Origin of the sequence: Candidatus Enterococcus moelleringii (assembly GCF_017377575.1) — a bacterium.
Classification (GTDB): Bacteria; Bacillota; Bacilli; order Lactobacillales; family Enterococcaceae; genus Enterococcus_A; species Enterococcus_A moelleringii.
Genome location: NZ_JAFREM010000012.1, coordinates 138,771 through 164,224 on the forward strand (window position 1 = coordinate 138,771; position 25,454 = coordinate 164,224).

Consider the following 25,454-nt stretch of genomic DNA (forward strand, 5'->3'; position numbering starts at 1 on the left):
AAAATTGGTACATACAGGAAGGTGATTTTTATGTCCAAAGAAAAAGCCAACGAAAAAATTGATCAACTTCTTGCGCACATGCCCTCATTCATCCATGAGTTCGTTGAAATAAAAATTGCTGATGAATATTCCCCCAACACGATTTTGGAATATTTAAAAAATTATCAGCAATTCTTTCAATGGTTGATCCAGCACGATCATGTGCCTGAAAAAGAAATGAACGTAATCGCACCCTCCTCTTTAGATAAATTGCAGCTGCGGACCGCTACCCAGTACAAGTCTTATCTATTGAGACGCAAAAAACAAAACACCCGCCAATTGAATCAAGACGGGTCAAAAAAGCTATCCAGCGAAACCTTGTCGAAAGTAACCATTCAGCGGAATATCACAGCTTTAAAGGTCCTGTTCAAATATCTAGCGGAAAGCTCCAATAATATTCAAAACAAGCCCTACTTGACTCACGACATCATGCGGGAAATTGCTAACGTCTCTGATCGCCGCACCCTGCAGTCTCGAGCGGACACGATTGAAGACAAGCTGTTCTTAGGCGACGAAACCGAGAAATACTTGGAATACATTCGCGATATCTATCCCGAAACCCTTTCGCCTCAAGCCATGAAGTTTTACCGCCGGGATTCTGAACGGGATTTAGCTATCAACGCTTTGATGCTGGCTTCCGGCCTGCGTTTATCTGAGGTTGTCAGCATCGACGTGAATGAAATCAACTTTGAACAAAATCGTGTTACTGTTATTCGCAAAGGAAACAAAACCGATTCCGTCCGAATCGCCGCTTTTGCCATGGAATATCTGGCTAACTATCAAGCCATTCGTGAGGAACGCTACCATCCAGATAAATACGAACCGGCCTTCTTCCTTTCCATCAGCAAAGGCAAAGCCAAACGCATCACCGGCTCCGCCATCGAAAAAATGGTAGAAAAATATTCCGCCAGTTTCAAAGTTCGCGTCACCCCCCATAAGCTGCGGCATACTCTAGCAACCAGACTTTACCAGCAAACCAACAACCTGGTACTGACTGCACAGCAGCTGGGACATAGCTCGACAACGACAACTACCTTGTACACGCATATTGAAAACGATAAGACGACGGATGCGTTGAATTCGTTGTAAAAAAAGAAGATAAGCGATGTGCGAACAAGCACATTAGCTTATCTTTTTTGCTGAGGGTGAACAAGTAAAAATACTTCGTGACCTTGGTGAAAAATGTACTCTAAACCATACTGAGATTTCCAAATCAGCTATATGCTTCAATTTATTCTCAATCTAACTTATCCTTGTTTTCAAACAGGAAATCGATAAAGATTTTACTGGCAATTGGCAAGTTGATCTTCTCTTTGTAACCGATAGCCACCGTTCGGGAAATCGGCGGATCAGTTGGTCGCATAACCAGATCGTAATTCGTACGCTGTAACACCAAGTCTGCTAAGATACTGACACCTAATCCAGCCTCCACCATCGTCATGATCGCATAATCATCATGAATAGTGAACTTGATATTTGGTCTTGTGTTGCAGGATTTAAAAGCCTCCAAGGGCTCACTGTAATGACCTTCCTCCAGCAAAATGAAGGGACTATCTGCCAAATCAGCAAGTTTAATTCTTTTATTAGCAGCCATTGGATGGTCACGGGGCAAAATAACCGACATGGCCCCTTCTTTAATTTTTCTTGTCTCGATTCCAGTAACCGCCTCCGGATTGATAAAACCAAAGTCCACCGAACCATTTTTGATCCATTCATGAATAGAACTGTAATCACCTTGATGAAGAACGAATTGGATATTAGGGTATAAGTCCTGAAATTCTTTCATAAGCGGCGGCAGCCAGTGGACAGTAATACTTGAAATCGCACCGATTCGGATGATTCCCGTGTCCAACCCTCGTATTTCGTTGGCACGCTCCTTCATAGCACGATATTGCAGCAGCATTCGCTCGATAAAAGGATACAGAGATTTACCTTCCTCGGTTAACCTAACACCTGTTCGTGAACGATAAAGCAGTTTGAAGTCCAGTTCATCTTCCAATGAAGCAATCATTTGACTGACGGCTGACTGAGTATAGCCTAATACAGCAGCGGCTTTTGTGAAGCTGTTCAGCTCAAGAATTTTTTGCAATACAGCATATCGATCCATCTGACAAATCACCTTTCCTAATCTTTAGATGAAAAAGATTAATTTTACTAATCTATCCATTCATCATACAATCAAAAAAAGAGGAAAACAAGTAGTCATTTCTGAGATTGCTCAAGAGGGAGTTTTTTAAATGAAGAAGGTTATTGTTGGCACTACCACGAAGCAAGCACTCGCAAGCAGTCTTATTGACGTATGCAGCTGGAAGAAGAAGTTTCTTGAAGAACTTAATAAAAGCGGATTTTCCAAGAGTAATCAGCTACTTCAATGGATATTGCAAGATGGGAGAAGATTATGAGTATTAATATCTGGTTGTCTTTTCTTTCCTACACGATTTTTACAGCATTATCACCAGGACCTAATAATATTCTAGCCCTAAATGCTGCGAGCCTTGAGAATCAGGGGCAACGAAGAAACCTATTGTTGGGGGTTTATTGCGGTTTTGCGACAGTCATTTTTATATGCGGTTTATTCAGCACAACCTTGATTCGGGTAATGCCAAACGTAGTGGATTATTTAAAATATATCGGAGCTGGTTATATTATGTGGTTGGCTTACCACATCGCCTTCAGTAAACCTGCCGAAGCCAACGATAATCTAGCTGCTCACTCCTTTTGGAAAGGCTTTTTTCTTCAATTTGTCAATGTGAAAATCATTCTGTGGGGCATTACTGCTGTTACTAGCTTTGTTATCCCGTATTACCAGTCACCAACAGTCATTTTAGCTTTTATTGTACTGCTTTCGGGAATTGGTATCAGTGCCATGATGGTTTGGGCAGTAGCAGGTTCTGCTTTCAATAGGTTTTTAAGTCAGTACTGGCGCGTTGCGAATATTTTGATGGCGTTGTTTTTAGTTTTTAATGCTTGGAGCCTTATTATTCAGTGATTAGAGCTTTTGATTAGATTAACAATAGCATTACGCTGGAACGTAGAATGTGTATTTTGTTTAGGATAAAAACTCTTAAAGAAACAACTGCTTTATGCACTTATCATCTAGGATAAAGTGCTCTGAAACGCCCATAAATAGGACAATTTCAATTTCTAATTTTCCCCTTACACATCTAATTCTTCCGATTAAAGCGTTTGGTTAATCTTGATAATGAAAAAAACTATTTCTCCACAGATAATTGCTGAGAAATAGTTTTTTTGCTAAGGGATAAACTGATTGCTACAATTTTTCACTCAATATGATAATCAATTAAAACTTTTTGCGCTTGATTGACATCCGTGGCAGTTTGAATTGCCTTTTCTAAATCTTTCCAATCAAACTCTTGTGTAACCATCACACTCAAATCAAAACGTGAATCTTGCATCATTTCAAAAACAGTCGTTACGTCTTCTGGTCGATAGCCACCTGAACCACCAATTGACTTCGTGCTAAAAATTAGCTGCAGCATATCGATTTCAACTTTGCTATTGTTAACACCCACCGTGATAAATCGACTACCAACAGGGCCATAATCAAAAAATTGTTCTAAAATACTTGAATGACCAGCTGCATCAATAAAAATTTGCGCATTAGGATTTTTTCCGTTGCGAGAATATTCCGCTTCGCCAAAAATGGAAACAGCTTTTTTTTGCACATTTTCTTTACTAGGGTTGACTGTTTCAAAACCAAGTTTATCAGCAATCTCCAAACGAAAATCTGAATAATCCACTAACAATACTTGGCTGATACCAAGATATTTTAATGCCACAGCAGCAGCTGTCCCAATCGTCCCAGCGCCATAAACGATAGCATTTTCACCGACTTTTGGAAATGCTTGCTTTGCAGCTCTGGTCCCAACAGTAAACGGTTCAATCATCGCCGCAATTTTATTGGAAATTTTATCTGGAACAAAATACAATTGACGATTTAATTTTGCATTAGGAATTAAAATATATTCTGAAAAACCACCAAGGCTTCCAGCTCGGCTCGTGTCCCCTCTTGCCAGTAAAGGATATGGGTAAACACGATCCCCAACTTTAAATTCCTTCACCTCATCACCCACAGCTACTACCCGACTTACCATTTCATGACCAAATTCCAAACCAGTTGAAATTTTGTGACCTGTTCCAGAACCATAATTATATACTGCCACATCTGAACCACACACACCCGATAATATATTTTGAATCACGACATCATTTTTTCCTAGTACCGGCATAGGTAACTCGGTTAACTCAATATTCTTTTTTCCTTGATATAATGCTGCTTTCATATGAATCGCTCCTTTTTTTGCTTTGCTGCAATTTTCATTGGTTCAACAGCTCTTGCTTAAGCTCATAGTAAATCAATGCTATACTAGTCACAACCAACAATTTACCAACAAGTGTTGAAAGAATGAGGCGAATGATGAACACTAAGAAGAACAAGCAATTTCAAGAAACCCATCAACTATTGCAATCGCTTATTACAAAACTATTAAGCGAGAAAGACATCACTAAGATTACAGTTAGTGAACTTTGCGAGTTAGCTCAGATTAATCGTTCCACTTTTTACTATCATTATCTTGATGCCTATGATTTGGCTGAAAAAACTTTTGCTCAAACAAATAAAGAATTACTGACTACTTTTAAACTATCTAAAACCAATGAACCTTTTTCTGAGACAACGTTCTATGAATTTTTTCAATTTATCAAAGATAATCGTCACATCTATCGTTTAACCAATGCTAGTCGTACGACATTTCCAATTGATGAAGGGCTTGAACAAATGACTGAACTTTTCCAATCAAAGAACTTGCATGAATTCCCTGACAAAATTTTGAAGGGACAGATTACTTTTTTTCAAGCGGGTTTTACTTTTTTATTGAGAAATTGGTTGTTGGATGATTGTCGTCAGCCAATTGGAGAATTAATAATTGTGCTAAAATCTTTTAATATGATAGAAAACTAAAGGAGTTTATTCTGCCATCTGCTGTCAACAATTTTCCAAATCACTGCTACTACCAATTTCAATCAAATTGCCTTGCTATAAAATTCGACCGTCTTTTCCATATTACCAGCAAGTAAACCTGCACCAACCCTAACTTCTTTTCCAAGCTGTGAGTGATAGATTGTGGCCTTTTTAGAAATAAGACGATTCATGAGTTATAGTGGTTAGAACAAGCTAATTGTAGTAGTTTCGCGTTCCATATCATAGTTTGAAATTCAACGCACATCGGACCGACCTTTAGTTATCGTTGCAACGCACCCACTTATATTGCTACCGATTGTTCTACGTTGATTTAGGAGGAATAAAATGGAAAGAATGGAAGTAGAAAAGGATGGGTTTCACGGCTATTATCATCCGGCTTCAATGCCCCACGATAGAGACCTGGCGGTAGTGGTGGTTGGCGGTAGTGAGGGCAACGATAATGTCCCTTTGCAAATGGGTCAACATTTTGCAAAGCATGGCATCACCGCACTTGGCGTTTGCTACTGGAATGTACCTGGCTTACCTGATAACCTAGTTGAGGTGCCGCTGGAGCCTTTCGAGAGCGCAATACAGTACCTGCATGAAAAAGGTCACAGCAAAATTGCCATGTACGGCATTTCTAAAGGTGCAGAGTTGGCTTTGCTGTGTGCCACAAAACTGCACGACATATCAAAAGTGGTTGCAGTATCCCCTTCCCATTGCGTATGGGGTGGGATTACAGAAAAGATGCTTTCAAAGAAATTCACTGCTGTTTCAGAGTTTACTTGGCGCGGCAAAGGTTTCCCTTGTATGGTCGGTGAATTAAGCTATGGCAGAGCTATTTGGAATTTGCTTACCCAGCAGCAAATCAATCTGGCCTATATGTACGCCAATCCGCTAAGAAAATTTGATGAAGCAACTGCGATTCCAGTTGAAGAGATTGAGGGCGATCTATTGTTCATTTATGCCAAACACGACACCATGTGGCCGAGCATGGCTTCTGTTCAATATATGATGAAGCGTTTGAAGGAACGCAACTGGAAACATCAGGTGACCGAGTTCGGTTATGAAAAGGCCAGCCACATTATTACGCCACTGAATCCACCTTCACTGAAAATGTTTAAGGTTGAAAGAAAATATCCAGATGCTTGTAACCAAAGTAGACAAGATGCTTTTGAAAAAACTTTATCTTGGCTAAAGGCCTAAATAAAGGGTTCTTTGTTCGTCTGATCCCCAAATGGCGATAGGAGCAAAAGCGCTGGGTGACTGGGTGACATTTGAGAAGCTGGGAAAATTTTTGTTCAATATCTATTTTAGACAAAAAAGCTATAAAGCCTTTTATACTGACCTTATAGCTTTTTTCAACTTTGAAAGTCGGTTAAGCGATTTTTCCGCATTTGCTGCTCTAATTCACGGGGGAATCTCATATATATTTCCTCAGTAAAAACTCCTGTGAAGGTCAACTTTTATCTAAGAGGTGGTCAAAAATCCCTCTTAAACACAAAAGCCTATCTTCTTTTTGTCGTCTGTATGCTAAAATCTACACGTAGTAAACCCCATCCGTCCGCACCGTCGCGCTTCCGCCAAACAAAACAGCGCCGTCGATGGAAGATAAATAAATATCATTGAACACACGATCATTTCCACCTTGTTCAAGGCAACAATCGCCGCCATCCCATAGCTGATATTTCAGCATATAATAGCCGAATGCACTATTTCCAGATCCGGTTGCAGGGTCTTCCAGATAACCAAATTTAGGCGCAAATACTCGTGTATGTGCGATATGATCCGTTTTTGCCACCTCACTGGAAAAGATCAGAATGATATCTATACCATTTTCAATACAAAATGTTTCTAACTTTTTTCTGTCTGGAAAAAGCGAGACCTCGTTTGCCAAATCACGCATTGGAACAATCAATGTCCGCAAGCCCGCGTCAACTAAATCGACTGGAAGCTCCCCATCGATTGCGTCGACCGTTGTATCCAGTGTTTCGGCGATTTTTTCTTTAGTTAACTCAGTACCTAGATAGTTTGGGACTGGTGCAGTAATAAGAACTGCATCCTGTTCCAAGATTCTATTGTAGACAACCAAATTGCCTTTTCTATTCGTCTGTATCTGTATTTCCTTTTGCGCCAATAAATCAGGGGTATCTTTTATAAGACTATAGGTACAAGCAATGGTGCCATGCCCACAAAAGTCCACTTCGCATTCTGAGGAATAATAGGTCAGGTGAATAGTGTCCGGATCCTTTTTGCAGTAGACCATCTCAGAAACGTATCCTTTATGTTGCTTCGCCACCTCAAGCATTTCTTCCTCCGTCAATTCTTGCCCCAGACTTAGATAAAGACACGCCGCCGGATTGCCCAACGATTTCCCAGCAGTAAATGCATCAATTTTCTTGTATTTGTAAACCTTGCTCATCCTCTGATCCCCTTTCACACTAGCTAATTGATAATATATCTGTAAATTATATCATTGCCCTAACACCGGTACAATGATGGAAGAAATGCTAGTAAAATACTCAGCCCAGTTCAAAGTTCGGGTCACCCCACAAGCTGCGACACAGTTCGACGACGACAACTTTGTATACGCATATTGAGAATGACAAAACGACGGATGCGTTGAATTCGTTGTAGCAAAAAGAAGATAAGCGCTGTGTGAAAAGCACATTCGTCTATCTATTTTTTTTGCATTAGGCTTTCATCTCGTTCTTTGCAGAAAAGATATATTTTTTAGAAAGATGAAAAAGTGTTGATAGATCAAGCATAGTTCAGCAATAGCCCTCCTTTATAGAAAACTGATATTGTCTATAAAGCATAGAGTCACTCTTCTGAAATTGAATTACGACATTTCAGACGTATTTCAATACTGTCCTCAAAGCAAATTTATTTAGTCGTATACAAAACAACACCGCAACCAAAACTCTGGTTGCGGTGCATGTTCGTATTATCCTTTACGTTTCTTCCAAGCGGCAATCGCCGAAGCAATTGCGCCTAGTCCTAACATTGACCACATATTGTTGAGGGAATCACCTGTGCTCGGCAAGGATTTCCCACTTGAAGAAGTGGTGGTATTTCCAGAACTTGTTACCACTCTTGGTGTGACTATATTCCGATTGGTCGTGGTAGCGACTGGTATATTTCTGCTCCATTTTGGATACAGCGTTACATTTCCAGTAATCGGCTGATCGAAATCGAATGGCTGCGTCAGAGCTTCATCCGCGTACCAGCCCTCAAAGGTAAAGCCGTCCTTCACCGGATCTTTTGGTCTCGGCAGCTTCGCCCCTTCTTCCAGCTCGACTTCTTGCTTGTTGCCATTTTCATCGACGATGGTCACGATGACTTTCTTCTTGGTAATATCCACCGTCAAATCAGTCGGCTGAGTCAAGGTGTAGTTGCCTGCTTCGTCGCCAGTCAGCTGGATATTGGTGGTAACTGCTTTGCCGTTGCCAGCTGCCGCATCCGCCATGGTTCCTTGACCTAAGTTGAAGCCTACAGCGTTTTGGTCTGCTGGCAGCACACCCTCTAAAGCGGCATTCGTACCAACTAAATCTACCAAACGACTGTCATTTGCCCGACGGTTCACGGTTTGCACGCCGTGAATGGATAGTGCTTTTTGTTGGATATTAGCAGTAATACCAATGTCCGGTGTGGCAAACTCATAGTTTACTGCTGCATCGCCAGTAACTTCACTGCTGGTGATGGTTACAGCTTTGTTGGCTCCGGCGTTCTTATCGACAAACGCTCCGACTCCTTTAACAGTCACTCGATCATTTGCGACAAGTCCATTAACGCTTGCTTGAACGGTCGCGGCAGTTGTTCCATCGTAAATCTTATCAGCTACGGTCCAGCGAATGGTCGCTACGCGTTTGGTAATCGTACCTTCCAAAACAATCCCGGCTGGAAGTTCACCGATTACTGCATTGTTGCTAGTGATGTTCCAATCCGTCACATTGAAGCTTCGTTCACCGGCATCGGATTGTTCAAAGGTTCCGGTCACATTCAACAGAATCTGAGTCGGTGTCGCTGCACGTCTGGTTGGTTCACCGAAAGCGCTGGTAATATCTAACTCAAATTGATGCACTGAATTTCCATCGTATTCTTTCTCAGGTGTCTGTTGTTTCAACAACTCAATGATTCGGGCTTGCGTATCGTCACCAACAGTTGGCGCTGCAATCGCACCGGTTACCGCTGGTTTTTCTGGCAAGCGATAGTTGGCCTCGTCTGCTCCGGTCAATTTCCAGTCATAGCTGATGGCTTTGTTTTCACCAATGTCGCTGTCTGGATAACGAGCATCCGTAATATCGATTCGCAAATCATCCAGTTCTAATGGCAATCCAATCAGTCGAGCGGTTAGTTTAGCCGCTGCACTTTGATCAAAAGCTTTGACTGTTTGCCCAAAGCTGATCTGATCCAACTGAATGTTGTAAGGACTGATGGTTGCCGCAACTTCAGCTGGCGCTGTGATCGTGTAGTTCTGATGATCTGCTCCACTGAAGGTTGGCGTATTCACGTGAACAGGCTTGTTGTCACCGACGTTTTTATCGACAAACTGAGCAGTGGTTGCCACCATTACCTCATCATCAGGTACAAGATTGTTCAAAGTACCAGTTACTGTCGCATCAGGTTTCGCATCGTACACCTTATCTGCCACTTGCCACTCAACTGTCACCGGCCGTGGCGTAATCTCGATGTTGCAGGTATCATTTTGAGTTTCTACTATATAATTACCTGCATGTGCACCGGACAACTGAACACTTGCCGCATCCAAACGAACTTCATGGCTGCCGCAGTTCTTGTCGTCGTAGGTTCCAGTGGCTGCGAAGGTTACTTCATCGTCAGGAAGAATATCCTCACAAACGGCGGTCAGTGGTGTATCTAGTGATCCGTCGTACTCCTTATCGGCTGCACTCCAATTTACGGTGATAGCTCTCGGCTGAATCTCACCAGTTACTTGGAATGGTTTTGTCAAAGCTGGCAATGTCGCATTACCTGAAGTAACTCTCCAGCTAGTAACATTGAAGACTTGTTCACCTGCCGAAGCTTGGACGAATTCGCCAGTTACTTCCAACAGAATCTGAGTTGCGTCCCTGGTCTTCCGTTGGGCTGCGTCCGTGATATTAACAGTAAACGTGTGATCCGTATTTCTATCGTACACTTTAGTTGGTGTTACCTGCTTGATCTGTTCCATCACTGCTGCTTCCGTCATTACTGCTTCCGTAATATTTCCTTGCAAGACTTTCTTGTCTTCTGGCAAGCGGTAATTCTGTGCATCCTTACCGGCCAAAGCCCATTCATAAGAGATACCAATATCCTCACCAATATCTGATTGAGCGTAGACTGCATCGGTCAGAGCAACACTTAGGTCATCCGCCGCAAACGGTACTTCTTCTGGTAAGTTCGCAGTTACTTGCGCTGCTGAATCTGTCGTATCAAATGGTTTGTTCAGATTACCAAAAGTAATTTGGTCTTCCTTGATTTGATAAGCCAAAATTGCTGCTTTTATCTCACTATTTTCAGGTACAGTATAGTTACCAGCATCGGCACCTTCCAACTGAATCGCGGTAACATCTACTTTCTTGTCTGGTCCACTGTTTTTATCTTCAAAAGCACCAGTTCCTTTAACAGTTACTTTATCTTCACCAATTAGCCCAGTTAGTTTGCCAGTAACAGCAGCTTCTGTCGTGCCATCGTACACTTTACCTTCAGCGGTCCATTCGGCTGTCAAAGCTTTCGGTGTAATCTCGCCGGCTACTTTCTCTTCTTTCGGCAGACTGTAGTTCCCGCTGTGTTCACCAGTTAGCGTCCAGCTGTAGCTGATCGCTTTGTCTTTACCCGCTTGCACATCGTTAAATTCCGCTTTAGTGATTTTAATTGCAACTTTGTCTTTACCAAACAATACTTTGTCCTTAATCGCAGCTTTCAGTAAACTATCAACTTCATTATCGTACTCTTTGTTCAATCCCGTAAATTCAATTTGATCCGGCTGTAATTCATAAGCGTTGATGGTTCCCTTGATATCACCATTGTTTGAAGGAAGAACCAAGTAGTTGGCTGCGTCTTTACCCGTCACGACAGCCTCCGGAATAATCATTTCCTTATTCGTACCAGCATTGGCATCCACAAAGATTGCCGTGGTGGTAGCGAATACCTCGTCACCTTCAACTAAGCCTTTCAGTGTGCCACTAATTTCAACCTCATCTTTGCCATCGTAGGTCTTCTCCGGGTGATCCCAGTCAACAGAGATGCGTTTTTGCGTAATGGTTCCTTCTATATCAAAGGATTTACCAAACGCTGGCACCTCTGCATTATCAGAAATCACTTTCCAGCCAGTAACCGTGAAGGTTTTGGCATCCACCGTCTTCTGATCAAAGTAACCAGTCACTTCCAACTCAATCTTCGTCGCAGTTCGGGTTTTCTTGTTAGCCAACTCAGTGATGTCAATGGTATATTTGTGATTTTCGTTGCCGTTATAAACCTTCGTTGCCTTTACCTTATTAATCTGATCGATCACAGCCTGTTCAGTCAGAACCGCGTCCGTAATATTACCGGTTACCGTTGGCATGCCAGGTAATTGATAGTTTTCAGCATCTTTACCGGTTAGCGTCCAGTTGTAGGTGATAGTTAGTTCCTTACCAATATTTGGTTGGCTATACTTCGCATCCGTTAGACCTATACTTAGGTCATCTTTTGCAAACGGTACTTCTTCTGGTAAGCTCGCAGTTACTTGCGCTGCCGAATCGGTAGTATCAAATGGTTTGTTCAGATTTTCAAAGGTAATTTGGTCTTCGCTAATTTGATAAGCCGTAATCTTGGCTTTTGCGTCCACTGTTTCAGTCACTTCATAGTTTTTGGCTCCATCACCGGCTAGTTTACTGTCGGTAATCGTCACTGGTATTGTTCCAGCAACATTTTTGTTCGTAAATTCTCCCGTACCGTTAATGCTTACAGCAGTTTCTTCTCCAGGAATCATTCCCTCCAAAGTACCGGTCACTGTTGCTTTAGTGGTTCCATCGTAGACTTTATCGGCTGCTGACCAGGTAGCTTTCAACCCTTTTTTGGTGATCTCGCCTTTGACAGCTACTTCTTCCAGCAGCTTGTAGTTCCTGCTTTGGTCACCAGTCAGTTTCCATTTGTAGCTGATAGCTTTTCCTGAACCAGCTTGCTCATCGGCGAATGCTGCTTCACTGATTTCGATAGCTACTTTGTCCTTGTCTGACGGAACTAATACATCATCTTTGATCGTTGCCTTCATCCGGCTATCGACTTCTTTGTCGTACACTTTATTGTATTCGCTAAATTGAATTTGATCTTCCTGCAATACAAACGGATTAATTATCCCCGTCGTAGTAGCCTTATCTGGCATAGAGTAGTTGCCCGCATCCTTACCGGTCAAACGGATGTTGTTTATATCTACCTGCTTCGTCTCACTGGCATTGGCATCCTTATAGTTTGCATCATCAAAGGCAACTTCAACAACATCCTTAGAAATCACACCTTGCAGCTCACCAGTTACGGCAGCCGCTGTTAGACCATTGTAGATTTTGGTTGGATTGCTCCACTTAGCAGTTAATCCTTTTTTAGTGATCTCACCTTTGACATCTACTTCATCCAGCAACTTGTAGTTCCCGCTTTGTTCACCAGTGAGTTTCCATTTGTAGCTGATGGCTTTTTCTTTCCCAGCTTGATCATCGGCGTATGCTGCTTCAGTGATTTCAATAGCTACCTTATCTTCCCCAAATAGCACTCTTTCTTTGAAGGTTGCCTCTAGCAAACTGGCTTTAGACTTGTCGTATTCTTTATTTAGTTTACTAAATTCGATTTGATCTGCCTGCAATACATATTTTGTAATGGCTCCGGTGGTAGTACTAGTTTCATCGATTGAGTAGTTCCCTGCATCTGTACCTTCTAATTTAATTTCATCAATATCGATGTCTTTGTTTGGACCAACATTTGCATTATCTTTGAAATTGCCTTTCGCAGAAATAGTGACTGCATCACTACCAACCAACCCTTCTGGTGTACCCACTACTTCCACAGCTGTCTTGCCATCGTATTCTTTTGTTGGTTTATTCCATTCAGCAGTGAGGGCCTTTTGAGTGATCTTTCCATCTATAGTAAATGGCTTAGTTAAGGCAGACAGCTCTGCATTTCCAGAAGTCACATTCCAGCTTTTAACAGTGAATTTTCTATCCCCTGCGTCTTCCTGAATAAATTCACCGGTCACTTCTAAGATAATCTTAGTGGTACTACGGGTTTTCTTTTCCGCTAACTCCGTGATATCAATCTCAAACGTGTGCCCTTTTTCGCCATTATATTCCTTGGTTGGCGCTTGTAGTTTGATCCTTTCGATCACTGTTTCTTCCGTCAAATCAGCATTGATGATATTCCCAGTTACTGCTAACGGCTCCTGCAACTTGTAATTTTTTCTATCCCCACCGGTTAGCGCCCAATTGTAGGTGATGCCGATATCATTACCAATATCTGATTGATTATAGGTTGCGTCAGTTATGGAAATACTCAACTTGTCATCTGCAAATGGAACCCCATTTTGCAGAGTTGCTTTCAGCTGTGATGCTGATTTGGTTGTATCAAAAGCTTTATCTCGATTGATAAAGTTTATTTGATTGTCTTGAATCTGATATGGCGAAATCGTAACTGTTGCATCGGCTGTCTCTGAGACTTGATAATTTTTAGCAGCCGAACCTGTCAGCTCAGTATTAGTAATAGTCACTGGTTTGTTTTCACCAACATCTTTGTTTGTAAATGATCCAGTGCCGGTAATCTCTACATTATTTATTTCATTAAGTAGTACGCCGTCTAAAGCGCCATTGACGGTTGCATCCGTGGTTCCATTATATTCTCTGTCTTCAGCCGACCAGGTCACCTTCAGATCCTTTTTCTTAATCGTTCCTGTAGTCGTTCCAATTTCATCAATTGAATAGTTACCTATATCGTCACCGGTCAAATTGACATTTTGAATATCAATCTCTTTATCCGTACCTGCATCCGCGTTCTTGAAGTTTGCATCAAAGGTAGCTTTGACATCCTCTGTTCCAACTACTTCAGGCAATTTAACAGTAACATCAGCTGCCGTGGTTCCATCATATGGCTTCTCAGGCTTGCTCCAAACCGGTGTAATTGCCCGTTTCGTAATCGTGCCCTTCACTTCTCGTTCTTGCGGCAAACTATAGTTAGCACTTTGCGGGCCGTCCAAGTTCCAGACGTAGGTGATATTCTTGTCAGTGCCGACATCTTTGGTATCGTATTCAGCGTTGGTGATGACTAACTTAGCCTCATCACTACCTAATAGGGCATTAGTCGCGATCTCGCCTTTTAGTTCGCTGGTTACTCTCCCGTCATAGGTCTTCGTTTCCGTGCCCTCTGTGAATACTAATTGTTCCTGAGTCAGTTCAAGAGGTGTAATTTTCCCTTTATCTATCTCAAACGATGCAGCTAACGGGTCAATTTTGGCATTCCCTTCAACAACTTCCCAACTTTTAATGGTGAAGGCTTGGTCTTTGGCATCCTTGCTGGCAAATGTACCAGTGACCTTTATCTTCAGAGGGAAAGCAGTTTCTTCTGTTATGCTGGTAAGATCCACGTTGAATTCGTGTTCTCTATTCCCGTTATATACTTTGGTAGGCGCTTGTTTTTTGATTTCTTTTTCCACTAAGCCGCTGTCCAACTTCCACTGAGCGTAAAAAGGGACAGTGCCATTATTCTCAGTCGTTAAGTTTTGGACTGATTCGCCATCGTTATAGATTATTTCCCCATCTGGTTCTGTTGACCACCCAACAAACTGATAACCTTTTCTGGCAAAACTATTGTCAGTTAGTTTCTTCGGCTCACCGTAGGTCATGGACTGATTCGCCATAGAACCCGTTCCACCATTTGCAATAAATTGTATATCGTAAGTATTCGCTCGCCATTCAGCGATTAGTTTGACGATCCCATAATCAACGTCAGTTAAGTTTGCGACACTTTGTCCGTTACTATAAGTAGTACTCCCGGATTCAGTCTTCCAGTTTTTGAAATGATACCCTACTTTAGTGAAGCTATTTGGCGTTAACTCTTTACTCTCGCTGTATTCAAAATCTTGAGAGTAAAAAGATTCGGAGCCTTTTTCTGGATAGAACTCAACTTTGTATTTCTTATTCCGGAAAGTTGCTACTAGTTCTGATGGTGCATTAATAGAATCTTTCGTAATATCAAAAGGGGCTCCATTCAGCCGCCAACCATCAAAAACTTGATCACCTCTTGTACCTGAGTAGTTTGGATCAGTTGCTGTCTGGCCTTCAAAAACATAATGCGAGTCAGGCGTATTCCCGCTACCACCGTCTAGTTTAAAAGAAACCTCATGCTCTTTTTGAATCTTGTATACATGGACTTCACCATCGTTCAGCAAGTTATGAGCAGCTATCATCTCCTCAGTGGTGTTATAAGTTTTTGCAAAATTATCTTCCCAATAAACCTTTGTCTTCTCACCAAGTCCTAAATCTGAAAGTTTCAGCAAACCGTGGTCAGCATCCTTAAATTCAAACTCTGAGGAAATAGTCAGTTTTGTCAAATTTTGACAACCTGCAAACATGAAAAATATAGCCGAATCCTTCCAACTAGATGTATTCCAACCACTCAAGTCTAGGGTTTTCAGACCACTACAGCCGTCAAACATACTAAACACATTCTTCACTTTAGATGTATTCCAGCCGCTTAAGTCCAGCGTTTCCAGTTGGCTGCAACCGGAAAACATAAACATCATGGTATCCAAAGAAGACGTATTCCAGCCACTCCAATCCAGGGGTTCCAGTTCGCTACAGCCGCGAAACATAAAGCTCATATCCAACACTTCAGATGTATTCCAACCGCTCAAATCTAGGGTTTTCAGACTACTACAGCCGTCAAACATAGCGTACATTAACGTCACCCTAGACGTATTCCAGCCACTCAAGTCCAGAGTTTCCAGTTGGCTGCAACCGTTAAACATTTCCCTCATAGACGTCACACTAGATGTATCCAATCCCGTCACGTTTAAAGATGTTAAATTTGTACAGTTTGAAAACATACGAAAGGTTGAATCAATTGAAGTTATATCAGCATCGCCGAAGGAAACCTGTTCAATTAGTGGATTACTAGTATAGTCCCCATAGAACAGCCTATCTAAAGTCCCCGTAAGCTTAACTGGAGAAAAACCGGGTTGTGATTCTTTAATTTCAAAATAAGTAGTTGTTTCATATAGGGCTTCACCGAATACTTCTTTCAAATCAATCACTACTGATTTATTATCAATGACTGAAGGAATAATAATCGAGGTGGGGTTACCTATATAACCGGTTATTTCTACTGTATTTGAATCAATATCTCGTGTTTCCCAAGTTAAATTTCTAGGTGTTCGATCTGTTAATTCCTCAGATTCCGCTTCTGAAACAGCTGCCGCCCGTTGGAGGGGCTCAGTTTGTTCACTGGAAGCAGTAGTGGCTTCAGCAATTGATTCTGTTGTTTGCTGCGGAGCGGCTTCTGTTATAGGTGCTGCTTCCGATTCCGTTGATGAGCTAGGTTCAGTTGTCGCTGTTTGTGCGAGTGGGTCCTGAGTTATTGATCCTATTTCCTCATTTGTTTCACTAATGGTGTCGGTTGTTTCCTCCGCCAGCACTTGCAATGGGAATAACCCATAGTTACTGAATAAAAGCAGAGCCGTGCTGGTAACACTAATCAGCTGTTTGTTAAACTTCTTTTTAGAAAATTGGTGCTTTTGTTTCCCCAGATGAACCTTAGTACCTTCATTTTTCCTTTTCATTGTCTTCCCCCCTCATTTCTATCTCCATTCAATTTCCTAACAAATCCAATTTACAATTTTTCTATATTGACCAAACAAGAATCAACTGACAGACGAATACAAATATTTTTTATCCAAATCAAAACATTCCAACAAGAGTTAAAAATTCAATTCACTATGCTTCACTCATTTTGCTGGTACAAGCGGTCTCATAAAAATAATGGATTTTCGACTTTTTACAAAAAAACAGACAGCAATCATCGTCCGATCTTTATCCCTCAGCAAACCTCCACTCAACCAATTTTTTTACATATAAAAATGACCTGCGAAACTTCTTCAATAAATTCCGATCACTTTTTCGTATTATTATTAATTATACCAACTTTCCCCGCTGTTTTGGGCCAAATGGTGTAAACTGTATGCTCAAATGTTGTAATCTGTATGTTTTGGACGTAAATTGCACTTGACTTTTCGAAATTCTTCCGTTTTTTGGCGAAAAAGAGAAGAGATTTTTCTGGATTTGCTGCTCGAAAACATGGGGGAATTTCGTATTTTTCCCTCAGTAAAATCTCTTGTAAGCACCAATTTTTATCTAAGAGTGGGCAAAAATATATGCCGTTTATGGTATAATGGAGATACCTTAGAACCGTAACACCTTTTCAATATCTAACTCCTTGCTAGTCGGTCCCCCCGACTAGCTATTTTTTTGTCATCGTTTTCAGGATGATCCAATCAAAACGTAGATGGTCTTTCTTAAAATTATACATTTTTTGGAAAGATGAATAATGGTGACGAATCATTCATTGCTTATCTGTGTCACTCGTACATTATACACAGTGCGCATTATCTAAAATCCTTAAAGCATGTTGAAACTTTTTTATCAGTCTATGTTCAGTTCAACTGAATACGTGCCTCTCCTGATCAGTCCTCATAGCTGCCACGTCAGATCGACTCCTCCCAAGTTACAGCTATCGCTTTTTCCTAAATTTTTTTGTTCGGAAAAAAGTTGTAATATAATGTTTTTGTTAATCATTAATAAAAGATTCAACCGGGTAACAGACCCGTGATTGTTGTTTAAATAATCAATATTCACAGATTCCAACGATTGATTGACCAGCTATTTCGCTTGATAGATCTCGCTGTCTTGGATATACCGGTTTGAATTAAATAACTAAATGCTTCGATTTGCAAAATGTTTATTTGTTCCCAAATTTCACCCCACACGAATAAACTTTTTTAAGTCGATTTTTATTTTGAAATAAGTGATTTACAAAAGCCGAAAGTACCGTATAATTGAGGGTGTAGCAAGCATACGCTGGTGAATGTCAGTGGAAATATCTCCTCAATGATCTGGCTGCATGGATGGGACCTTCTAGCGTTTTTGACGTGCTATCAGCCAGCTAGAATAACAAAATGAGCAGCCAACCTTATTGCAGCTGATCGGCGAAGGTACCAGGTGCGGGATGGAAGAAAAGCTGTTTACGGATGATTTGCTGTTAATGCAGAGGTGTTATCCAATGCTGAAACCGCTATCTATCCAAAGAGGACTCCCCACCGCCTTGATCTAGTAGGGGACTTTACCCTTTTACGTTGGATTGTTAGGGCTCAGCTTTTCAATCCAGCGGCATAGTTCCCTATTATTCCTTGCTGAAGGCTATTCTATGATTTAATAGCAGTTTGAGAAATTTTTTTGATAAAACGAAATGACAATTGGTAAGAATTGGAGTGGTTTTGATGAACGAGGTAAAAAGCGAATTGTTTGATGGAAAATGTTTAATCCCCACAAAATTATCTAAGGACTGGCAGGAGATCTTAGCTGCTTCTGCCGTATTTCATGACATGATGAGGGGGGAGATTAGTTTAATTTGTCCTGTACCAAATAATAAAGGCACCTTGATTGTGCAGGATCACAAGCCTTATCTGGCAAATGAAAAAACCTTGGCAGTAATCGAAAAATTCTTTGCGGCACATCGCTTGATGGACTACCAGCTGATGAAGCGGGTTTGTTTGTCTTTACAATCGCTGCCGTCAAAAAAAGTGCCGATGGTCAATGCTCATTTTGCCTTATTCCCCCTCACTAAGCCCGAGAATTCGATTTGGCTGAATCCTTTAGCTATCGATCAAGTGGTTGAAAAGGATCGCGTATGTATGGCGCGGTTGAACAACGGTCTAACTGTTGAAGTTCCTCTGTTAAAAAAATCGTTCATTGCTACCGCAAGCAAGGCTGTCTATTCTTTGGCAACCTATCGGCGAGATTATTCCGCCATCTTACTTTCTAATGGACAACCATTAGACTATGTCAGTCTCCCAACTACTCCCTTTGGCTTTCAGTTAAGTAAACACAAGATTCTGCAGGAATGGCTCTTGACTCCAGGAGAATTCATGAATCGCTACAAGCTGGAGGAGCACTTGCACTGGTACCGCAATTATACCGGGGATTTCCCCGAAATCGATGATTAGACTGAATGAGAAGAAGGATTCTACCTGGTTTTTTTGCACAGGGGAGTCCTTCTTTTTTTATTGTTTTGCAGGAAAGTCGGAATTCACCTCCTAATGAAAACGTTATTTTATCAGATGATCTTTTCTTACTCATTACCACCTGTATGTAAAGAACCCTATGATATCAGCTTTTGCCACATTTCCCCTCCAAAATCGAAAATTGTCAAAACACCCCCAAAATTGCTTTAAGTAAAATTTACTATGCGATCAATTCAACAAATTGTATTTTCAGCCTGGCAAATAAGTACCCTTTTTGGCAAAAATCGGGTTTTGTTCTTTTATGGTTTTGGTTTATCTTTTAGTCACCGGCCGGAACAAAAAACTTCAGGAGGAAAATCGTATGACCGATCTACCATTTACGCAATATCAAGTCTTTCATTCAAAAGCCGCAACATTAAGAGAGCAGATCATTGCTTATTATCAAGAAACCAAAAATAGTGCCGTCACCATCCAGCTGTTATTAGCCATGAAAATCCGGAATCAGCTGGGTGAACAGGATTTCGACCTATTTTTGAAGGATTTAGTGCGCCATTTATTTAGTAAGGCCACCATCAATCGTGCTTTACGCCGCTATTTCTATTTTTTTACCGAATACTTTGAAAAAGGCGAGTTGGAAATCGTGTCAGACAGATGTTTTCCACCTCAACATGTCACTACTGATTTAATGGAAGTCGTCCAAGCAACTGTACCTGTCACTGGAACCAAATCCGAACTCTCGGAAAGTTCCTGAAAAATAAAAAATGAACTAATAAAGGAGAATATAAACTATGTTAAAACTAGTAACTGTATTTGAAAATGCCCACGGTAAAAACCACCGTTGGACGTACAACAACCCAGATCCAAATAAAGCACCTGAAAAAATCAAGGAAGCATTAGAAGCCATGACCACCTTGAACCTGTTCCAAAAAGACGGCGTTCGCCAATTTTGCAAAGTCGTTTCTGCCAAATTTGTGGAAACCATCGAAACACCGATCTTTGATCTAAGTCAACAGGCCGAAACTTATGTCGCAGATCCCGACAACGCTTTTGCGCCGTTTATTATTGCGGATGAAGTTACTCCAGTCGAAGAAGTAAAACAAATCGAAGAACCAAAAGCAGTAAAACCTGCTGAAACAGCAGCAATTGAAGTTGATCGCAAGTCTGCACTAACAACAACCGAAGCTGCGGGCGTATCGAAAACGGTCTTGGAAAAAGCAGGCATTCACAGCCAAGCGAAAGCTACTTTGGACGCAATGGTAGCAGGAACAACAACTGCTAAAGATCCCGTAGTGAATCCAGATTCTCTGTCCAGGGCTGTCGCAAAAGAAGCTGAACCTGAAGCAATTCCTGCTAAAGCAGAAACCGAGGGATCAATCGAAGAGAATACTCCGGTTAAGAAATCGACTAACCCTCGCAAAGAAAAAGTCGATCGACTGCGAGCCTATCATGAAGCCAACAAGAAGAAGAAAAAAGGGAAAAAGAAAAAACGCTAACTAGCGGCCCCACCCTCTTGTGGTGAATAGGTGGCGATGCTTAAACTTACAGTATTTATGGCTATGGCTGAACTCTAATTAAAGGAGGGATGCTAATGTTCATCCTAGGTAAGGAACATTTGCCCTGACTGTCTATCAAGCATTGCTCCCGACACCATAAGAAGTACCGGCTTTTCAAACTCGCTTAAAAACGACAAAGATAGTTTGTGAAGCCGGATATTAATAAACCAAACTTACTCATAGACGGCCATCGTCTTAAACGGTGCTGCTTTGAAGGTGCGTGCGCGCCGCACCTTCTTTATGGGTAAGAATGGTTTATTTAGGGGGTTATTTTTCACTTGTGAACATCCGACCTTTGAAAACTACATATTTATACGATGCCAGTTCTACTTTTTGCAGTGATCGGTCGCTGGAAAGGAATTAAGAATCTCAAATCCGAATACTGTAACGAGATCATAGTAGAATGGTATGCGCAGTGAGAATCAGATTCATTTTTCCAAAGAAAAATGATTTCCCTATTAACGAACTAGCTGCCAGTTCTACTTTTTGCAGTGATTAAATGTTCGCAAGTAAGTAAAGACTCCAAATCTGAACACCATATCGAGATCTTAACAGAAATGATGAGAATAAAACAGCAGGAGGAAAGTACCTCCCCTCTTTCAAGCAGCAAGTGAATTTTTTGCGTTCATTCAAATTTTTTGGGATTTTTTCGAGAAATTTCTCTTTTTTTGCGTACCTTTAACTGTAAGCAAATTTTGATAGAGAATAGTTTGCCGTGGTATACTATTGGTGAAATCTTCTCTATCGCTGAAAGCGGAGGAGAAAATAATGCAATATAAAGCGACCAACGATCTGATCTTCAAAAAATTAATGACGGGACAAGGATCATCCCACATCCTAAAGGCCTTTGTTCGAGACATTTTAGGCAAAGAATTTAAGACACTAATACCAAGAGAAACGTACCACATTGATAGTTACAAGAAAACATTTAATAAAACCAAGATTTTGCGTACAGAAGTCGACGTGTTGGCAGTAGCTGAGGACGGCAGTCAGGTTACGATCGAAATGCAGGTAAATCCGCATCAATTCTTTGAAGAACGGGCTATTTTCTATTTAGCGAATGTCTATACATCTCCATTTGGCGATGAAGAGGCAAAGACTTATGTGGAGAGCAACAACTACTCTCCGCTGTGTCCTGCTTACGGGATCAACATTATTGACTTTGATTTATTTGAAGAAGACGAAGATGCGATCCAGACCTTTAGTTTGCGTAATGACAAGACGTATAAGCCATTTTTGAATAAACGGAAACAGAAGATTTTAATGCTTTGCTTTTTCAGTTTGAAGAATGTGAATATTGAAAAATCCAGTGCCGCGTATCACTGGCAAAAATTCTTTACTACTGGTGAAGTCAGTAAGGATGCCCCGGATTATTTGAAGGAAGCGCAGCGTATAACGGACTATCATTCAATGGGAAAGGAGGAACAAACGATGATTATGAGAGTGGATAAGGCGCAGGCTATTAAGGATGCTGAAATTGCTTATGCTTTGGAGGAAGGCGCTGATATGAAAGCAGTGGAGTTTGTCCTGAAAATGCTGGAAGAAAATGAACCCGTTAAAAAAATTGTGAAGTATACAGGACTTACAGCTGAGCAAATTAAGAAAATTCAAGAGGACGTGAATTAATCGAAGAACCTTTAATAGAGCTCTAGATTTTTTTAGATGTCATTAGCTAATTATCAGTGTTTTATTCGTTCCCATTTGAAATATTCAATGCATTGGTGTGCTGGCACAAGTGGTGAAAATCAGACGTATTTTTTCAGAGAAAAATGATTTCCTTATTAACGAAATAGCAGGAGGAATATGATTATGGATATGAACAAGGCAAAAATGATTAATGATGCCGTAGTATCTACTGTGGAGAGGAAAGCTGAAGAGCGTGGGATTGAACGTGGCATTAAAGAAGGTCGCGAAGAGGAAAAAATCGAGATTGCTTTGTATATGCTGGAGGAAAATGAACCTGTTAAAAAAATTGTGAAGTACACAGGACTTTCTGTCGAGCAAATAGAAGAAATTCGTGGTAACTTACGCTAGCAACTCATAGAAAAGGAACATTCACATAATTCGCTAGGCAATTAACAGTTGTCAGAGTTATTATGTGAATGGTCCTTTTTGTTCTACTCACTAACTATTGCCAGTTCTACTTTTTGCAGTGATTAATTGTTCGAAAGCAAGTAAAGATTCCAAATCTGAACACTATAACGAGATCATAGTAGAATGGTACGCGTGGTGAGAATCAGACTCATTTTTTCAGAGAAAGTGGTGAGAATCAGACTCATTTTTTCAGAGAAAAATGATTTCCTAGCTGCCAGTTCTATTTTTTGTTTCGCTCAGTTGTGGGCTAAACGATCCTCCAAGGTTAATCCGTCAATCAAGCGAATCTCAATTTCCCCATCCTTCAGGTCATCTTCTAATAAGTAGGTTAACATACGCATCGCTTGCTCTACTAAAAGTGCGCCGATGCCAGCCCCTGGCAAAACGCCGATCATCGGCTGCTTGGATTTTCTTTGTGGGACTTTCTGGCTTTAAGATCAGCGATTCTTTGTTGTTCCTCTTCAACCAATTTTGCAAAATGATTATCTATTTTATCCACCTTCTTTCCTTTTTTACGTAATACGTTGCTTCAGCTCGTTGATTCTTCCTCCGCAGCGCACGACTGCTAGTTCTTCTTTTGATATGGGGGTATTGACTAAAAACGAATAGCCTTTGGTTTGGTTCAGTATTTTAAATGGCGCATCCACTTGGATATCTTCAGTTTGAATGTTCAATACATCTTCAGGCTCGAGTGTCTGATAATCTTCTTCCTTTAAAAATTGCAACGGCAGTAAGCCCCAATTCACCATATTGGCTAAATGCAGACGAGCAAACCCTTTGGCGATCACTGTGCTTATTCCTAAATAACGAGGAATAATCGCGGCCTGTTCTCGACTGGAGCCTTGCCCATAATTTTCGCCAGCAATCAGAATTCCGCCTTGTTCTTTTTTGGATCTTTGAGGAAACTCGGGATCAACTAGCATAAAGGAATGTTGAGCGATCTTGGGAATATTTGAACGTATAGGCAAATACAGCGCACCTGCTGGACAGATTTGATCGGTTGTCACATTGTCTGGCAATTTAAGCAGGACTTTTTGTGTAAACTGCTCCGGCATTTCAGAAAATGTCGGAATGGGATTGATGTTGGGTCCATAATGGATCGGTCCTGCGTATTTTTCATTAGGATAAAAGAGATTTCCCGGTTCAATAAATTTTTCCGGTAATTCATAGGTGAATTCTGGAACGTTCAGCCGTCGTGGGTCTGTTATTACACCAGTAATCGCAGAAGCAGCGGCGATTTCTGGCCCAGATAAATACACCTGATCATCTTTTGTACCGCTGCGTCCGTGAAAGTTTCGCGGCGTAGTTCGGATCGAAACGCCCTTGCTCTGTGGTGCGTAGCCGCATCCGTTACATCCGCCGCAGCTGGGCTCAAAGAATCTTACGCCTGTTGCTAAGATATCGTCATAAGCACCCCGCTTAATACTCTCTCGAATCACCGTTCGCGTGGATGGGTACAGGCCAACATCGACACTCCCGCAAATTTCTTTCCCTTTTAAAATGTTTGCGATAGATAAAATATCGTTTAAAGCCGTATTCGTACAGCTGCCCAGCATCACTTGATCAATCTTCGTTCCCTCTACTTCGGTTACCGGTACTACATTATCTGGTGATCCAGGGAGTGCTATCAATGGGACTAGTGAAGTCAGATCAATCTCAAGCTGTTCATCGTAAACAGCATCTGCATCAGCTGAAATTTCCTGCCAATCCTGTTCACGACCATAGGCTCGCAACCATTTTCGTGTCTCTTGATCGCTTGGGAAAACCGAGGTAGTTGCCCCTGTTTCGGTCCCCATATTGGCAATTGTAGATCGTTCGGCTACAGTTAGGCTGTCTACTCCAGGACCGGTATACTCTAAAACTTTTCCGACGGCCCCTCGAACCGAGAGTCGTCGCAACACTTCAAAAATAATATTTTTAGCCGAGACCTGGGGTTGGAGCTGTCCAGTGAGTCGTACATTCACGATTTTAGGCATGGTGATATAAAGCGGCTCACCTGCCATCGCCATCGCGGCATCAAACCCGCCCACACCGACAGAAAACATCGCCAATGCTCCTTGGGCAGTGGTATGAGAATCACCGCCAATTAAGGTTTTGCCCGGAATGCCAAAATGCTCTAAATGCAATTGATGGCAAATACCGCTGCCGGGACGGGCACAAATCACTCCCAGCTTAGCCGTCATTTCCCGTAAAAAGCGATGATCATCGGCATTCTTGTAATCTGCCTGCAGCATATTGTGATCGATGTATTGGACGGAAACTTCTGTTTTTACTTGATCAATACCTAAAGATTCCAAAGCTAAAAAAGTCATTACCGCATTCAGATCATGTCCCAACGTTTGATGGGCTTTAATACCAATTCGGCTTCCTCTGATCAGTTCGCCTTCCACTAATGATTCGGCTAAAAGTTTCTCTGTGATTGTTTTCCCCATGTTTATCCCTCATTTTCTCTTACTTCCTTAATTTTAGCGGATTGAGGTATAATGTAAAATGATTTATATTGATGTCAGCCATTACTAAAAGTTATGAGGAG

The 25,454-nt window shown here is 41.3% G+C and carries 16 protein-coding genes and 1 pseudogene; 11 read left to right on the forward strand and 6 right to left on the reverse strand.

Annotated features, from left to right (window positions below; translation table 11 throughout):
• Positions 1-30 precede the first annotated feature (30 nt).
• Entirely contained in the window at positions 31-1,128 is a 1,098-nt protein-coding gene (xerS, locus tag JZO70_RS07605; RefSeq protein WP_207672951.1) for a tyrosine recombinase XerS, read from the forward strand.
• A gap of 148 nt (positions 1,129-1,276) precedes the next feature.
• Here xerS and JZO70_RS07610 read toward each other — a convergent pair whose 3' ends face one another.
• Positions 1,277-2,146 (reverse strand): LysR family transcriptional regulator, encoded by an 870-nt coding sequence (locus JZO70_RS07610; protein ID WP_207672952.1) that lies wholly within the window; start codon positions 2,144-2,146, stop codon positions 1,277-1,279.
• Positions 2,147-2,292: 146 nt separating this feature from the next.
• On the opposite strand from JZO70_RS07610, the gene JZO70_RS07615 reads away from it, so the two are divergent.
• Both JZO70_RS07615 and JZO70_RS07620 read left to right on the forward strand, forming a co-directional pair.
• Positions 2,293-2,448, forward strand: a complete 156-nt coding sequence (locus JZO70_RS07615; protein WP_207672953.1) for a hypothetical protein — start codon at positions 2,293-2,295, stop codon at positions 2,446-2,448.
• A complete protein-coding gene (locus tag JZO70_RS07620) occupies positions 2,438-3,028 on the forward strand; it encodes a LysE family transporter (protein ID WP_207672954.1) in 591 nt (196 codons plus the stop codon). The genes JZO70_RS07615 and JZO70_RS07620 overlap by 11 nt, the downstream gene beginning before the upstream one ends.
• Positions 3,029-3,320: 292 nt before the next feature.
• Here JZO70_RS07620 and JZO70_RS07625 read toward each other — a convergent pair whose 3' ends face one another.
• Complete coding sequence (locus tag JZO70_RS07625; protein ID WP_207672955.1) at positions 3,321-4,343, reverse strand: zinc-dependent alcohol dehydrogenase; 1,023 nt, start codon at positions 4,341-4,343, stop codon at positions 3,321-3,323.
• Between the two features lie 134 nt (positions 4,344-4,477).
• Between JZO70_RS07625 and JZO70_RS07630 the strand changes: the two genes are divergently transcribed.
• Together JZO70_RS07630 and JZO70_RS07635 are read left to right on the forward strand one after the other, a co-directional pair.
• The gene (locus tag JZO70_RS07630; RefSeq protein WP_207672956.1) at positions 4,478-5,020 is read left to right on the forward strand and encodes a TetR/AcrR family transcriptional regulator; all 543 of its coding nucleotides are present in this window, start codon (positions 4,478-4,480) and stop codon (positions 5,018-5,020) included.
• A gap of 345 nt (positions 5,021-5,365) precedes the next feature.
• Positions 5,366-6,226: an acyl-CoA thioester hydrolase/BAAT C-terminal domain-containing protein gene (locus JZO70_RS07635; protein ID WP_207672957.1), complete on the forward strand. Its 861-nt coding sequence runs from the start codon at positions 5,366-5,368 to the stop codon at positions 6,224-6,226.
• A 334-nt stretch (positions 6,227-6,560) separates the two neighbouring features.
• Here JZO70_RS07635 and JZO70_RS07640 read toward each other — a convergent pair whose 3' ends face one another.
• A complete protein-coding gene (locus JZO70_RS07640; RefSeq protein WP_207672958.1) occupies positions 6,561-7,442 on the reverse strand; it encodes a PhzF family phenazine biosynthesis protein in 882 nt (293 codons plus the stop codon).
• 64 nt (positions 7,443-7,506) lie between these two features.
• On the opposite strand from JZO70_RS07640, the pseudogene JZO70_RS22400 reads away from it, so the two are divergent.
• A pseudogene (locus JZO70_RS22400) lies at positions 7,507-7,657 on the forward strand (tyrosine recombinase XerS); the annotation flags it as partial.
• Between the two features lie 310 nt (positions 7,658-7,967).
• Here JZO70_RS22400 and JZO70_RS07645 read toward each other — a convergent pair.
• Entirely contained in the window at positions 7,968-16,817 is an 8,850-nt protein-coding gene (locus JZO70_RS07645) for a YDG domain-containing protein (RefSeq protein ID WP_207672959.1), read from the reverse strand.
• Between the two features lie 1,713 nt (positions 16,818-18,530).
• Between JZO70_RS07645 and JZO70_RS07650 the strand changes: the two genes are divergently transcribed.
• The 5 genes from JZO70_RS07650 (at position 18,531) to JZO70_RS07670 (ending at position 22,861) form a co-directional block, all read left to right on the forward strand.
• Complete coding sequence (locus tag JZO70_RS07650) at positions 18,531-19,256, forward strand: hypothetical protein (protein WP_207672960.1); 726 nt, start codon at positions 18,531-18,533, stop codon at positions 19,254-19,256.
• Between the two features lie 379 nt (positions 19,257-19,635).
• The gene (locus tag JZO70_RS07655; RefSeq protein ID WP_207672961.1) at positions 19,636-20,025 is read left to right on the forward strand and encodes a hypothetical protein; all 390 of its coding nucleotides are present in this window, start codon (positions 19,636-19,638) and stop codon (positions 20,023-20,025) included.
• 37 nt (positions 20,026-20,062) lie between these two features.
• Positions 20,063-20,767, forward strand: a complete 705-nt coding sequence (locus tag JZO70_RS07660) for a DUF2922 domain-containing protein (protein WP_207672962.1) — start codon at positions 20,063-20,065, stop codon at positions 20,765-20,767.
• Between the two features lie 828 nt (positions 20,768-21,595).
• Positions 21,596-22,453, forward strand: a complete 858-nt coding sequence (locus JZO70_RS07665; RefSeq protein WP_207672963.1) for an Rpn family recombination-promoting nuclease/putative transposase — start codon at positions 21,596-21,598, stop codon at positions 22,451-22,453.
• Between the two features lie 183 nt (positions 22,454-22,636).
• Entirely contained in the window at positions 22,637-22,861 is a 225-nt protein-coding gene (locus JZO70_RS07670; protein ID WP_207672964.1) for a hypothetical protein, read from the forward strand.
• Positions 22,862-23,157: 296 nt separating this feature from the next.
• On the opposite strand, the gene JZO70_RS07675 is transcribed toward JZO70_RS07670, so the two are convergent.
• Together JZO70_RS07675 and JZO70_RS07680 are read right to left on the reverse strand one after the other, a co-directional pair.
• Positions 23,158-23,316 (reverse strand): hypothetical protein, encoded by a 159-nt coding sequence (locus JZO70_RS07675; protein ID WP_207672965.1) that lies wholly within the window; start codon positions 23,314-23,316, stop codon positions 23,158-23,160.
• Between the two features lie 117 nt (positions 23,317-23,433).
• Positions 23,434-25,353 (reverse strand): aconitate hydratase, encoded by a 1,920-nt coding sequence (locus tag JZO70_RS07680; RefSeq protein ID WP_207672966.1) that lies wholly within the window; start codon positions 25,351-25,353, stop codon positions 23,434-23,436.
• Positions 25,354-25,454 lie beyond the last annotated feature (101 nt).

Coding starts and splice junctions, on each gene's coding strand:
- JZO70_RS07680 (WP_207672966.1), bottom strand. CDS start 25,353: ATGGGGAAAACAATCACAGAGAAACTTTTAGCCGAATCATTAGTGGAA.
- JZO70_RS07645 (WP_207672959.1), bottom strand. CDS start 16,817: ATGAAAAGGAAAAATGAAGGTACTAAGGTTCATCTGGGGAAACAAAAG.
- JZO70_RS07635 (WP_207672957.1), top strand. CDS start 5,366: ATGGAAAGAATGGAAGTAGAAAAGGATGGGTTTCACGGCTATTATCAT.
- xerS (WP_207672951.1), top strand. CDS start 31: ATGTCCAAAGAAAAAGCCAACGAAAAAATTGATCAACTTCTTGCGCAC.
- JZO70_RS07640 (WP_207672958.1), bottom strand. CDS start 7,442: ATGAGCAAGGTTTACAAATACAAGAAAATTGATGCATTTACTGCTGGG.
- JZO70_RS07675 (WP_207672965.1), bottom strand. CDS start 23,316: ATGATCGGCGTTTTGCCAGGGGCTGGCATCGGCGCACTTTTAGTAGAG.
- JZO70_RS07650 (WP_207672960.1), top strand. CDS start 18,531: ATGAACGAGGTAAAAAGCGAATTGTTTGATGGAAAATGTTTAATCCCC.
- JZO70_RS07630 (WP_207672956.1), top strand. CDS start 4,478: ATGAACACTAAGAAGAACAAGCAATTTCAAGAAACCCATCAACTATTG.
- JZO70_RS07660 (WP_207672962.1), top strand. CDS start 20,063: ATGTTAAAACTAGTAACTGTATTTGAAAATGCCCACGGTAAAAACCAC.
- JZO70_RS07620 (WP_207672954.1), top strand. CDS start 2,438: ATGAGTATTAATATCTGGTTGTCTTTTCTTTCCTACACGATTTTTACA.
- JZO70_RS07625 (WP_207672955.1), bottom strand. CDS start 4,343: ATGAAAGCAGCATTATATCAAGGAAAAAAGAATATTGAGTTAACCGAG.
- JZO70_RS07655 (WP_207672961.1), top strand. CDS start 19,636: ATGACCGATCTACCATTTACGCAATATCAAGTCTTTCATTCAAAAGCC.
- JZO70_RS07670 (WP_207672964.1), top strand. CDS start 22,637: ATGGATATGAACAAGGCAAAAATGATTAATGATGCCGTAGTATCTACT.
- JZO70_RS07665 (WP_207672963.1), top strand. CDS start 21,596: ATGCAATATAAAGCGACCAACGATCTGATCTTCAAAAAATTAATGACG.
- JZO70_RS07610 (WP_207672952.1), bottom strand. CDS start 2,146: ATGGATCGATATGCTGTATTGCAAAAAATTCTTGAGCTGAACAGCTTC.